The sequence below is a fragment of the Micromonospora sp. NPDC049374 genome (assembly GCF_040677165.1).
Taxonomy (GTDB): domain Bacteria; phylum Actinomycetota; class Actinomycetes; order Mycobacteriales; family Micromonosporaceae; genus Micromonospora.
The window spans coordinates 116,063-128,351 of sequence record NZ_JBFAQH010000003.1 but is presented as its reverse complement, the minus strand read 5'-3'; the positions used below and the strand labels follow the sequence as shown (position 1 = coordinate 128,351).

The following is a 12,289-nucleotide window of genomic DNA, read 5'->3' as shown; positions in this document are numbered from 1 at the left end:
CTGTATGTGGATGCCGCTGCGGTGGGTGGGGGCCCGGTCGACCGTGGTCAGCCGGCGCTGGCGCTGGCCTCGGGCGCGCCGGAGGCCGCCGGACTTGGCGTGCCCGAGGACTCCGGACCCGGCGTGCCCGAGGGGGCCGGATCGGCGGATGACGCCGGGTCCAGCACGGGCTCGCCGACGGTCAGGCTCTGGATGACCACGTCGTCATTCTCCGGCTTGACCTTCTCCCCGGCCCCATTGTCCACCGTCGGCAGGGCACCGATCTTCTCGACGACGTCGAGGCCCTCGGCGACCCGACCGATGATCGGGAACGCCGGCTCGGCGGTGGTGAAATCCTTGAAGAAGATCAGGAACTGGCTGCCGTTGGCGCCGGGTGGGTTCGAGATCATCGCGACAGTGCCCTTGGGGTACGTCGGTGGCTCGTCCGGCGACGGGCTCGGCTCCGGGGAGGCCTCGGGGGCGGTCGGCACGTTCTCGCTGTGGAACGAGTAGGCCGGGCCGCCCAGACCGGTGCCGCTGGGGTCGCCGCAGCGCACCGCACCGTCGGCGGTGATCTCGTGGCACTTGGTGTTGTCGTAGAACGACTGGCTGGCCAGGTGGGCGATGCTGGCCGCGGCGCACGGGGCGCTGGCGAGATCCAGCTCGACGGAGATCGGCGCACCCTGGTTGGTGGTGATCGTCATCGGCCGGGTGCCGGTGACCGGCAGCCCGGTGGTGGGGGGCTCACCGACATCCTTGAGGTTGGCGTTGCCCTCGGTGTTCTGCGGGGTCCAGAGGCAGACCTCGTCGGCCGCGGTGTCCTCGGTCGGCTCGCGGTCGAACGCGCCGAGTGCCCACGCCGAGCCGGCGACGACCAGTACGAGGATCAGGGCGGTGCCGACACCGGCCTGGATGCGTCGGCGACGCCTGGCGGCGGCGGCCCGGCGGGCCAGTTGCCGGTCGAGCTTGGCCCGCGCCAGTTTGCGCTGCCGGTCCCTGCTGGAAGCCACCCGTGCTCCCCTTTCCTCTACCCTGGTCGTTACCCGGTGGTCGTGTACCTGTCGGGCGGCAGGTGTGCCACGCCACACGCCCGCCAGAGTGTACGGGTACCGGCTGGGAAAGTGGTGTACGAGGTCGGTGCCCATCTACATCGGGATCCGTCAGTGCCTCACTCGGGGGTCGGCGGGGCGGACCGGCCGGACGGCGACGCCGGTAGGCTGCCGGGGAGGACGACTCGACGGAAAGGGGTGCGGACGTGCTCGTGGCCGGCTTTCCCGCGGACGCCTTCGGCACCAACTGCTACGTGGTCGCCACCGGGCCGGGGGAACAGTGCGTGGTGGTCGACCCCGGCATCGGGGTGGTCGACCGGCTCGACGCGCTGCTCGCCGAGCATCGTCTGCACCCGGCCGCGGTGCTGCTCACCCACGGGCACCTCGACCACACCTTCTCCGTGGCGCCGGTCTGCGGGGCGCGCGGGATCACCGCGTACGTGCATCCCGACGACCGGGAACTGCTGGCGGATCCGACGAAGGCGCTGTCGATGGACCTGACGCAGCTCTTCGGCGGGCGACTGCCGTACGCCGAGCCCGAGGACGTGGCCGAGTTGGCCGACGGTACGACGCTCGCCCTCGCCGGGCTGGAGATCACCGTCGACCATGCGCCCGGCCATACCGGCGGGTCGGTGCTCTTCCGGCTGCCCGGCGCCGGCTCGTCCTGGGAGGCGGAGCAGATCTGCCTCTCCGGTGACGTGCTGTTCGCCGGCTCGATCGGCCGCACCGACCTGCCGGGCGGCAGCATGCCGACGATGATCACCAGCCTGCGGGACAAGATCCTCCCGTTGGCCGACGACACCGTCGTCCTGCCCGGCCACGGCCCCACGACCACCATCGGCCGCGAGCGCGTCACCAACCCGTACCTCGTCGAGGTGGCGGAGATGGGCGGCGCGCGACCGGCGGCACCCACCCGCGGCCTGTAACGGTCGCGTCGAGACCTCACCGCGCGGACCGCGCGGGATCGTCAGCAGACTCTGCCGCGCAGCGCGCGGCTGCCGAGGGAGTACGTCATGAGCAAGCCCACGCCCATCTCCGGGTTCCCGGAGTGGACGCCCGCCCAGCGGATGATCGAGCAGTACGTGCTGGACCGGATCCGGTCGACCTTCGAGCTGTACGGCTTCGCGCCCTTGGAGACCCGCGCGGTCGAGCCGTTGGACCAACTGCTGCGGAAGGGGGAGACCTCCAAGGAGGTCTACGTGATCCGGCGGCTGCACGGCGACCCGGAGGGCCCGGCCGGTGACGACGCCCTCGGTCTGCACTTCGACCTGACCGTGCCGTTCGCCCGGTACGTGTTGGAGAACGCCGGCAAGCTGAACTTCCCGTTCCGCCGCTACCAGATCCAGAAGGTGTGGCGCGGTGAGCGCCCACAGGAGGGGCGTTACCGGGAGTTCCTCCAGGCGGACATCGACATCGTCGACCGGGACACCCTCGCGGTGCACCACGAGGCGGAGATGCCGTTGGTCGTCGGGGACGCGCTGCGGTCGTTGCCGATCCCGCCGATCCGCATCCAGGTCAACAACCGCAAGATCTGTGAGGGCTTCTACCGGGGCATCGGCCTGACCGACCCGGAGGCGGCGCTGCGTGCGGTCGACAAGCTCGACAAGATCGGGCCGGCCGGGGTGGCGGAGCTGTTGGCCGGCACGGCGGGAGCGAGCGAGGCGCAGGCGAAGGCGTGCCTGGCGCTGGCCGAGATCAACGCGCCGGACGCCTCCTTCGCCGACGCGGTGCGCGCGCTCGGGGTGAGCCACCCGCTGCTCGACGAGGGGGTCGAGGAGTTGGTCCGGGTGGTGGAGACCGCCGCCGCGCACACGCCGGGTCTCTGCGTGGCGGATCTGCGCATCGCCCGCGGCCTGGACTACTACACCGGCACGGTCTACGAGACACAGCTGATCGGGTACGAGCGGTTCGGCTCGATCTGCTCCGGCGGGCGGTACGACAACTTGGCCAGCGCGGGCAACGCCAGCTTCCCCGGGGTGGGCATCTCGATCGGCGTGACCCGCCTGCTCGGGCTGCTCTTCGGCGCGGGCGCGCTGTCCGTGTCGCGGGAGGTGCCGACCTGCGTGCTGGTGGCGGTGACCAACGAGGAACTGCGTTCGGCCAGCGATTCTGTCGCCGGGGCGCTGCGGTCCCGGGGCATCCCGACCGAGGTGTCGCCGAGCGCGGCGAAGTTCGGCAAGCAGATCCGGTACGCCGAGCGGCGCGGCATCCCGTACGTCTGGTTCCCCGGCACCGATGGCGCCCCCGACGAGGTCAAGGACATCCGCTCCGGCGAGCAGATCGCCGCCGCCCCCGGCGAGTGGACCCCGCCCCGCCAGGACCTCACCCCCCTGGTGAGCTGACCCCCCGCACGCCCCGCCCCGCCCTCCACCGACCCCGGCGATCTTGCACTTTCGGTCGCCGATACGGGTGTTGTATCCCGTTCTGACGCGACGAGAAGTGCAAGATCGCGGGGGTGAGGGGAGGGGGAGGGGGAGGGCTACCAGGCGAAGCCGGCGGGGTAGGAGATGGTGGCGAGGGTCTGCTGGCCGGTGGTGTTGGGGTGGAAGTAGTCCCAGGTGGAGAGCTGGGCGAGGGTGAAGGGGTAGCCGAAGACGGCGTTGTTGTCGTATCGGCAGTTCGAGCCGTACGCGGCGCAGGCCGCCGCGAGTTGGCCGTTGAAGTCGATCACCCGCTGGCGGACCCGGGTGCGCCGGTCGACGTCGGCCTGTGCGGTGGAGGTCGGGTTGGCCAGGATGGACTGGCAGATGCCGAAGAGCGACCAGGCGGTGCGGGCGCTGCCGCTGCCTTTGCCGACCGTCCAGAGCCGGTGCACGTCCGGGATGCTGATCACGAAGACCCGGGCGTTCGGCAGGCCCGTCTTCAGCCGGTTCAGCGCGGAGTCGATGTTGGCCCGGAAGGTGGCCGGCGAGGTCATCGTCGACTCCGAGCTGGTGCAGGCGTCGTTCGCGCCGATCAGGATCGTCACGTAGCCCACGCCCTGGCTGACCGCGGTGCCGGCCTGGCCGTACAGGTCGGCTGATTTCGCGCCGGTGCGGGCGGCGTTGTGGTTGCGTCCGTTGATGGCCGGGTCGATCCGTCGGATGCGCAGGTAGTGACTGTTGACGGTGGAGTTGTCGCCGGTGCTGAACGAGCGGCTGGTGCAGTCGACGTACCACCCGCAGGCGTTGAAGCCGCGCGTGATGGAGTCGCCGAGGCTGGCCATGGAGGTGGGCGGTGGGCCTGGGTCGGCCGTCGCGGGGCTGGGGGCGAGCAGGGCGAGGGCGGTGACGCCGGCGAGGGTGGCCAGCGTACGTCGGATGAGGGGCATGGTGGCCTCCGGTTCACGGGTGCCGGACAGCGGCGGTTACCGGAGCGTATAGATGACTTTCTGTGTCCACAATGTTGCGGAGCGGTTACCTGTGGCCGATGGGTGAATTCGGGCAAACAGGGGTCTTGCTTACGATCTTAAATATGTGAATACTTTCCCTCGCTCGGCCATTTCCCCAGGTGGTCGAGCTGCCCCCGTCCCTGTCGACGTGACAGGGCCCATCCCCCATATCGGGAGGCTGTTACATGCGACCCACGAGGTCAATGCTCCGCCGCGTCGTCACCGTCGCCGCGGCCGGAACCCTGGTCGCCGGCGTGTTGGCCGGCACCCCCGCCCAGGCGGCACCCGGGAGCGTCACGCCCGACGCCGCAACCGCGCTCGCCGATCGGCTCGGTGACCGCGCCGCCGGTGCGTACGCCGACGCCAGCGGCAAGATGGTCGTGGCCGTCACCGACGTCGTCGCCGCCCGCCAGGTGGCCGCCGCCGGCGGCACCCCCAAGGTCGTCAAGCGCGGCGCCGCGGAGCTGAACCGCGCCACCGCCGTGCTGGAGCGCTCCGCCAAGATCCCCGGCACCGCCTGGTGGACCGACCCGGTCACGAACCAGGTCGTCATCTCCGTCGACAGCACCGTGACCGGCGCCAAGCTGGAGCAGGTCAAGGCCGCTGCCGCGCGCACCAACGGCGCGGTGCGCATCGAGGCCGAGGCCGCTCCGCTGAGCACCCTCATCTCCGGCGGCCAGGCGATCTACGCCGGCGGCGGTGGACGGTGCTCGCTCGGCTTCAACGTGCGCAGCGGCAGCACGTACTACTTCCTGACCGCCGGGCACTGCACCAACATCTCGTCGAGCTGGTACAGCAACTCGGGCCAGACCTCGCTGCTGGGCACCCGCGCGGGCACCAGCTTCCCGGGCAACGACTACGGCATCGTCCGGCACAACAACTCGGGCAACGCGGCCGGCAACGTCTACCTCTACAACGGCAGCTACCGCGACATCACCGGCGCCGGTAACGCGTACGTCGGCCAGTCGGCGCAGCGCTCCGGCAGCACCACCGGCCTGCGCAGTGGCTCGGTGACCGCGCTCAACGCCACGGTCAACTACGCCGAGGGCTCGGTCTCCGGCCTGATCCGCACCAACATCTGCGCCCAGCCCGGTGACAGCGGCGGCGCGCTGTTCAGCGGCAGCACCGCGCTCGGCCTGACCTCCGGCGGCAGCGGCAACTGCTCCACCGGCGGGACCACCTTCTTCCAGCCGGTCACCGAGGCGTTGAGCCGCTACGGCGTCAGCATCTTCTGACCTCCCCGTCAGGAGAACCTCCTCCGCCTGCGGGCCGCCGGATTCCTCCTCCGGCGGCCCGCACCGCTGTCTCGGATCACGTTCCATCAACTACGGTGGACCGATGGTCGTACGATTCCTGGCTCAGCTCCGCGCACCGATTTTCGTGTGCGGGCAGGTGATCGCCTGGGTACTGCTCGCCGTGGACGCGCGTCGTGAATGGAATGCGTTCTGGTTCGTCGGGCTCCTCCTGGCGCTCGGTGCGCTTGCCGCGATACCAGCGAAAGTCGTCGATGCGCCCGAGTTCCGCCCGGTCGCCCTGGTCACCCAGTCCATCGGCGCCGGCATCGTCGCGCTGGCTCTGTACGACACGGCGGACAAGCGGGCGCTGTGGGCGTACGCCCTGGCCGCCCTCGGCGCGGTGGCCCTGCCGGCGAGTCGGACCGCGCTCGGGGCCTTGCCGGCGAGTCGGCCGGCACTCGGGGCCTTGCCGGCGCGTCGGACCGCGCTCGGTCGGGCGACCGTGATCGGCGTGGGGGCGGCGCTCCTGCTCACCATCGGCGCATCGGCTCCGGCCCTGGCCTGGGGTGGTACCCAGCCCGAGGTGATGGTGTGCGTGCGGCCGGAAGTGACCGTCGACGAGCTGATGCGCGAGAGCCACCGCTTCGATCCCGATCACCTCATCGCCGGCTTCGGATTCGACGGGCCGCAGACACCGTGTCTGGAGGTGATCTTCGATCCCGGTGCCACCGCTGGCGACGCCGACGAGGTCGCCCGCCGCTACGCCGCGGACCCGAGGGTCGCGTCCGTGAGCCGGACGCGCTGACGAATCTGTCTGCGTACGAGGACCAGGCGAGGTCGCCCGCCAATCCCGCTCCGGCGCTGCCGCCGCCTTCGCCCCAGAGTGTCAAGAAGGGGCCCTTCGGCCACCGCAGGCGTTAACAGGGGGCCCTTCCGCACACCCGGGGAACGGAGGCGGGCAGAATGCGGGAGCACAGACATTGAGCAGACGAGGGAGACGTACGTCGTGATCCGTACCCATGACGCCGGCAGCCTGCGTGCGACGGACGCCGGCACCACGGTGACGCTCGCCGGGTGGGTGGCCCGCCGGCGCGACCACGGCGGTGTCATCTTCGTCGACCTGCGGGACGGCTCGGGCGTGGTGCAGGTGGTCCTCCGCGAGGAGGACGCGCACGCGCTGCGCAACGAGTACTGCGTCAAGGTCGTCGGTGAGGTCACCCGGCGGCCTGAGGGCAACGAGAACCCGGAGCTGCCCACCGGCGAGATCGAGGTGACGGCGGCCGAGCTGGAGGTGCTCTCCGAGGCCGCGCCGCTGCCGCTGCCGGTTGACGACCAGGTGGTGGCCGGGGACGACGTCCGGCTCAAGTACCGCTACCTCGACCTGCGGCGCGGCGGCCCGGCGCGGGCCATGCGGCTGCGGTCACGCGCCAACCAGCTGGCCCGTATGGTGTTGCACGAGCGCGACTTCCTGGAGATCGAGACGCCGACGCTGACCCGGTCCACGCCGGAGGGCGCCCGCGACTTCCTGGTGCCGGTGCGCCTCCAGCCGGGCAGCTGGTACGCGCTGCCGCAGTCGCCGCAGCTGTTCAAGCAGTTGCTGATGGTCGGCGGGATGGAGCGTTACTACCAGATCGCCCGCTGCTACCGCGACGAGGACTTCCGGGCCGACCGGCAGCCGGAGTTCACCCAGCTCGACATCGAAATGTCCTTCGTCACCGAGGACGACGTGATCGACCTCGGTGAGGCGATCGTCGCCGCGCTCTGGTCGGAGTTGGCCGACCACGAGATTCCCCGACCCATCCCGCGCATCACCTGGCACGACGCCATGGCGCGGTACGGCTCGGACAAGCCCGACCTGCGGTACGGCGTCGAGCTGACCGAGTTGACCGACTACCTGCGCGGCACCCAGTTCCGGGTCTTCGCCACCGCGATCGACGCGGGCGGCTACGTCGGTGCGGTGGTCATGCCCGGCGGTGCCGGCCAGAGCCGTAAGGAACTGGACGGCTGGCAGGACTGGGCCAAGGCGCGTGGCGCCAAGGGACTGGCCTACGTGGTGCTCGACGCCGAGACCGGCGAGGCACGCGGGCCGGTGGCGAAGAACCTGTCGGCCGAGCACCTGGCCGGGCTGGCCGACGCGGTCGGTGCCAAGCCGGGCGACGCGATCTTCTTCGCCGCCAGCCCGGACACCCGGGAGGCGCAGGAACTGCTCGGTGCGGCCCGCATCGAGATCGCCAAGCGGGCCGGCCTGGTCGACGAGAGCGCCTGGGCGTTCTGCTGGGTGGTCGACGCGCCGATGTTCGAACGGACGTCGGCCGAGAATGGCGCGGCGGGGGGATGGACGGCCGTGCACCACCCGTTCACCTCGCCGAACTCCGACTGGGTCGACCGGTTCGAGGAGGCGCCGGACCGGGCCCTGGCGTACGCGTACGACATCGTCTGCAACGGCAACGAGATCGGTGGCGGCTCGATCCGTATCCACCGGCGCGACGTGCAGCAGCGGGTGTTCGACCTGCTCGGCATCACTCCCGAGGAGGCGCAGGACAAGTTCGGCTTCCTGCTGGAGGCGTTCAGCTACGGCCCGCCGCCGCACGGCGGCATCGCGTTCGGCTGGGACCGGGTCTGCATGCTGCTCGCCGGCGCCGACTCCATCCGCGAGGTGATCGCCTTCCCCAAGACCCGGGGCGGCTTCGACCCCCTCACCGGCGCCCCCACCCCCATCACCGCCCAGCAGCGCACCGAGGCCGGCATCGACGCCAAGCCCAAGCCCCCGCAGCCCCCATCCCACGCGGGCACCGCCGGCCCCGCCGCCCCCGTAGCCGACCCCACCTGACCCACCCACCGCTCCCCACGGGCCGGGCCCGAGTCCTCGTCGATCATGAACTTGTTGTCCCGTGAACCGACGTGGCGTGACAACAAGTTCATGATCAACGGTGTGGGTGGCGAGTGCGGGAGGCGACGGTGCGGGTGCTGGTGGTGGGTGGGAGTGGGTTTTTGGGGCGGGAGGTTTGTCGGCAGGGGGTTGGCGCGGGGTGGTCGGTTGTCGGGACGTACCACTCGGGTGAGATCGGGATGCCGGGCGTCGAGGTGCGTCGACTGGACGTGACCGATCGGGCCACGGTGCGCGCCCTGGTCGCGCAGGTGCGCCCCGACGCCGTGGTCAGCACCCCCTACCGGTACGGCGACTGGGCGGTCACCGCCGACGGGGCGGCGCACGTGGCGTACGCCGCCGCGCGGGCGGGTGCCCGGCTGGTGCACATCTCCAGCGACGCATTGCACGCCGGGCGACCCGAGGCGTACGCCGACGACGACCCGCCCACTCCGATTTTCCCGTACGGGGCGGCCAAGGCGGCTGCGGAGACGGCGGTGCGGGCGATCGACCCGAATGCCGTGCTGGTGCGCACCTCGCTGATCCTGGGTGAGGGGAGCAAACAGGTTCAGCTCTGCCGGGATGCGCTGGCTGGTCGGGCGACCCTGTTCACCGATGAGCTGCGCTGCCCGATCGACGTCGGTGATCTCGCCGCCGCCGTTTTGGAACTGGTGGGCGCCGATGTCGCCGGCCCGCTCAACGTGGCGGGCCCGGACGCGGTCAGCCGGGCGGGGCTGGGCCTGCTGGTGGCCCGCCGGGAAGGCATCGACCCGGCCGGCCTGAAGACCACCACCGGAGCCGGTGCCGGTGTGGTGCGCCCCACCGAGGTACGCCTCGACTGCTCCCGAGCCGTCGGCCTGCTCCGCACCCGGCTGCGCGGCGTCTCGGAGCTGCTCGCCGCCACCGCCGGTCGATGAGCACACCGTCGTCCGGCCGTCCATGGCACAGCCGGGCGGGGAGGTAACCGCTTCTCGGCCGCTCGAAGGAGAAGGTTCAGCTCAGAAGGGCAAAGTCAACCCGCCCCGCACGCCGACCCACCCCCACCGGCACGCTGACGGCAGAGTGCACAACTATTGTGCACAATAGTTGTGCACAGGTATTGTGCATCCATGACCGATGGAGAGCGTCGCCCGTCGCCGCGACAGGTCCGGGTCGATCACCGGCAGGTGCGGGTGCTGGCGCATCCGCTGCGGGCCCGGCTGCTCGGCGCGCTGCGGGTCAAGGGGCCGGCCACAGCCACCACCCTCGCCGGACTGCTCGACAGCAACACCGGCGCGACCAGCTATCACCTGCGCCAGTTGGCCGAGGTCGGGCTGGTCGTCGAGGAACCCGGCCGGGGCACCGGGCGACAGCGTTGGTGGCGGGCCGCCCATGACGTGACCAACTGGGAGAACACCGACTTCGACGACGACCCCGACGCCCGGGCCGCGATGGAGTGGATCCAGGCCGAGCAGGTCCGCCTCTTCGTCGAGCACACCCAACGATGGTTCGCCGTCCGCGACGAGTGGTCACCCGAGTGGCGGGACGCCTTCGGCATGAGCGACGCCTTCCTGACGGTTCCGGCGGCCCGGTTGACCGAACTTCAGAAGGAGCTGTGGCGCACCCTGGAGCGCTACCGGGCCGAGGCTGATCCGGATGAGCCCGGTGCCGAGCAGGTGCAGATCTTCCTCGCCACCTTCCCGCTGCTGCTCGGGAGGAAGCCGTGAGCGAACTGTCCGTACGCCAGATCCGGCGTCGTTTCCTGATCCTGCACGGTCTGCGCTGGCTACCGACCGGCCTGCTGATCCCGGTGGTGATCCTGCTGATGCAGGAGCGCGGCCTGACCCTGACCCAGATCGGTCTGGCCGCTGCCGCCCAGGGGGTGGTGGTGCTCGCCCTGGAGTTGCCGACCGGTGGGTTCGCCGACGCGCTGGGCCGCAAGCCGGTGCTGGTGGCGGCCGGTTCGGTCAGCCTCGTCTCACTGGGTCTGCTGGTGGTGGCGGACTCGTTCGCCCTGCTGGCCATCGTCTGGGCGTTGCAGGGCGTGTTCCGTGCCCTGGACAGTGGCCCGCTGGAGTCCTGGTACGTGGACAGCACCCTGGCCGTCGACCCGGATGCCGCGTACGAGAAGGGGCTCGGTCACGGTGGCACCGTGCTCGGCCTGAGCATCGCGGCCGGTGCCCTGCTCAGCGGCGGACTGGTCGCGCTCGGTCCGCTGGGCCCGGTCAGTGCCCTGACCACGCCGGTGCTGGCCGCCCTCGGTCTGCAAGGGGTTTCGCTGCTGGCGTTGCTGACCCTGCTGGTGGAACGGCGACCGGCGAGCGGGCCCGGTGCGGTGCGGGCCTCGGTCCGGGCCGCGCCACGCATGGTCGGCGAGGCGTTCGGCCTGCTGCGCCGTTCCCGGGTGCTGCTCGCCCTGGTCGCGGTCGAGCTGTTCTGGGGCTTCGGGATGGTCACCTTCGAGAGCCTGCTGCCGATCCGGCTGGCCGAGGTGATCGGCGACGCCGACCGGGCAGCCGCCCTGCTCGGCCCGGCGAGCACCATCGCCTGGCTGGCCTCCGCGGCCGGCGCCGCTTTCACTCCGCTGCTCGTCCGCCGGCTCGGTGCCGCACCCGGCGCCGCGCTGCTGCGGATCGTGCAGGGCGTCACCGTGGTCGCGATGGCCCTGCTCGCCGGACCGGTCGGCGTGCTGATCGCCTTCTTCGCCTGCCATGCCGTGCACGGCGCATCGAACCCACTGCACATGGGACTGCTGCACCGGCAGGTCGATGGCCCATACCGAACCAGTGTGATCTCGGTGAATTCGATGGTGGCCCTGCCGGCCGGTGCGCTCGGCGGCGTGCTGCTCGGCTTCATAGGCGACCGGGCCGGGGTGAGCACGGCGATGCTTGTCGGTGCGGTCGCGCTGGCGGTCGCCGCCCCGCTGTACCTGCCCGCCTGGCGGGCGGGCCGGGTCGCCGGCCAGCCGAGGCCGGCCGCTGACCAGGCCGGAAGGATCGCGGACGAACCGGCCGCCGACCGGGCAGGAAGGACCGCCGACGGCCCGACCGACGATCAGGCGAAGCGGACCGAGGTGAGCGGGAACGTGTCGGCGTAGCCGAGTCGCCGATAGAGCCGGATCGCCGGCACGTTGCTCGGGTAGACGCCCAGCGCCACCATGCCGTACCGGGCCAGCAGGGCCCGCGTCATCCCGGTGGTGATCGCAGCACCGAGACCGCGCCCCCGATGCTGCGGCGCCACCGCCAGCCCGGCGAGGAAACCGACCTCGCCCCGGGTCCGGTCGGCACCGCAGGCGACCAGCCGGTCACCGTCGCGGATGCCGTACCAGCCGCGCACCTGCGGACTGCCCGGGCGGGCGGTACTTGTCGGAAACGCCTCGTCGATAAGCGCCGTCAGCGCCGGGTGGTCTGCCTCGGTCAGTCGTACCACCCGCTCCTCGCCGGGCTGAGCCGGCGGCGCGCCTGTCGTCCAGAGGAAATCCCAGTCCTCGTACCCGGCCACAGCCGGCCCGATCGGCGCGGGGTCCGCGCGGGGCAGATGGATCCACCGCCCAGCACCGACTGCCCCCGCTGCGGCCAGCGAGTTGACCAGGTCGATTGCCGTCTCCGAAGCGCCGATCACGCCACCGATCGGCCCCTGCTCGACCGCGAGCAGCCAGCACACGGTCCCGGCACGTCGCCATCCACGCGCCGGTTCGTGACACGGCAGCGAGTGCCGGACGAATGGATGGCGACCGGTCGCGGCCAGGACGGCATCCCGCCCGTCGAGGATCTCGTCGGCGACGATCATGCCGCCAGCGTAGGTGGTCGTG

At 71.4% G+C, this 12,289-nt stretch carries 11 protein-coding genes; 8 read left to right on the top strand and 3 right to left on the bottom strand.

What is annotated here, in order from left to right; all coding sequences use genetic code 11:
• Positions 1–47 precede the first annotated feature (47 nt).
• Entirely contained in the window at positions 48–989 is a 942-nt protein-coding gene (locus tag AB0J93_RS06520; protein WP_363918790.1) for a peptidylprolyl isomerase, read from the bottom strand.
• 245 nt (positions 990–1,234) lie between these two features.
• Between AB0J93_RS06520 and AB0J93_RS06515 the strand changes: the two genes are divergently transcribed.
• Positions 1,235–1,954: an MBL fold metallo-hydrolase gene (locus tag AB0J93_RS06515; protein ID WP_363918788.1), complete on the top strand. Its 720-nt coding sequence runs from the start codon at positions 1,235–1,237 to the stop codon at positions 1,952–1,954.
• An 87-nt stretch (positions 1,955–2,041) separates the two neighbouring features.
• Positions 2,042–3,370 carry a histidine--tRNA ligase gene (hisS, locus tag AB0J93_RS06510; protein WP_363918786.1) on the top strand — a complete coding sequence of 443 codons (1,329 nt, stop codon included), beginning with the start codon at positions 2,042–2,044 and terminating at the stop codon, positions 3,368–3,370.
• A gap of 137 nt (positions 3,371–3,507) precedes the next feature.
• Here hisS and AB0J93_RS06505 read toward each other — a convergent pair whose 3' ends face one another.
• Positions 3,508–4,338, bottom strand: a complete 831-nt coding sequence (locus AB0J93_RS06505; RefSeq protein ID WP_363918784.1) for an SGNH/GDSL hydrolase family protein — start codon at positions 4,336–4,338, stop codon at positions 3,508–3,510.
• 245 nt (positions 4,339–4,583) lie between these two features.
• Between AB0J93_RS06505 and AB0J93_RS06500 the strand changes: the two genes are divergently transcribed.
• From AB0J93_RS06500 to AB0J93_RS06475, 6 genes are all read left to right on the top strand, one after another.
• A complete protein-coding gene (locus AB0J93_RS06500; protein WP_363918782.1) occupies positions 4,584–5,633 on the top strand; it encodes a S1 family peptidase in 1,050 nt (349 codons plus the stop codon).
• Positions 5,634–5,736: 103 nt separating this feature from the next.
• Positions 5,737–6,438 (top strand): hypothetical protein, encoded by a 702-nt coding sequence (locus AB0J93_RS06495; RefSeq protein ID WP_363918780.1) that lies wholly within the window; start codon positions 5,737–5,739, stop codon positions 6,436–6,438.
• Positions 6,439–6,639: 201 nt separating this feature from the next.
• Positions 6,640–8,463 (top strand): aspartate--tRNA ligase, encoded by a 1,824-nt coding sequence (gene aspS / locus AB0J93_RS06490; protein ID WP_363918778.1) that lies wholly within the window; start codon positions 6,640–6,642, stop codon positions 8,461–8,463.
• Positions 8,464–8,591: 128 nt separating this feature from the next.
• Positions 8,592–9,416: a sugar nucleotide-binding protein gene (locus tag AB0J93_RS06485; protein WP_363919442.1), complete on the top strand. Its 825-nt coding sequence runs from the start codon at positions 8,592–8,594 to the stop codon at positions 9,414–9,416.
• 192 nt (positions 9,417–9,608) lie between these two features.
• Complete coding sequence (locus AB0J93_RS06480) at positions 9,609–10,205, top strand: helix-turn-helix domain-containing protein (RefSeq protein WP_363918776.1); 597 nt, start codon at positions 9,609–9,611, stop codon at positions 10,203–10,205.
• The gene (locus tag AB0J93_RS06475; RefSeq protein ID WP_363918774.1) at positions 10,202–11,575 is read left to right on the top strand and encodes an MFS transporter; all 1,374 of its coding nucleotides are present in this window, start codon (positions 10,202–10,204) and stop codon (positions 11,573–11,575) included. The genes AB0J93_RS06480 and AB0J93_RS06475 overlap by 4 nt, the downstream gene beginning before the upstream one ends.
• Here the strand turns inward: AB0J93_RS06475 and AB0J93_RS06470 are convergent.
• Entirely contained in the window at positions 11,533–12,267 is a 735-nt protein-coding gene (locus AB0J93_RS06470; RefSeq protein ID WP_363918772.1) for a GNAT family N-acetyltransferase, read from the bottom strand. The genes AB0J93_RS06475 and AB0J93_RS06470 overlap by 43 nt on opposite strands.
• Positions 12,268–12,289: the final 22 nt, after the last annotated feature.

Coding starts and splice junctions, on each gene's coding strand:
- hisS (WP_363918786.1), top strand. CDS start 2,042: ATGAGCAAGCCCACGCCCATCTCCGGGTTCCCGGAGTGGACGCCCGCC.
- AB0J93_RS06505 (WP_363918784.1), bottom strand. CDS start 4,338: ATGCCCCTCATCCGACGTACGCTGGCCACCCTCGCCGGCGTCACCGCC.
- AB0J93_RS06500 (WP_363918782.1), top strand. CDS start 4,584: ATGCGACCCACGAGGTCAATGCTCCGCCGCGTCGTCACCGTCGCCGCG.
- AB0J93_RS06495 (WP_363918780.1), top strand. CDS start 5,737: ATGGTCGTACGATTCCTGGCTCAGCTCCGCGCACCGATTTTCGTGTGC.
- AB0J93_RS06480 (WP_363918776.1), top strand. CDS start 9,609: ATGACCGATGGAGAGCGTCGCCCGTCGCCGCGACAGGTCCGGGTCGAT.
- AB0J93_RS06470 (WP_363918772.1), bottom strand. CDS start 12,267: ATGATCGTCGCCGACGAGATCCTCGACGGGCGGGATGCCGTCCTGGCC.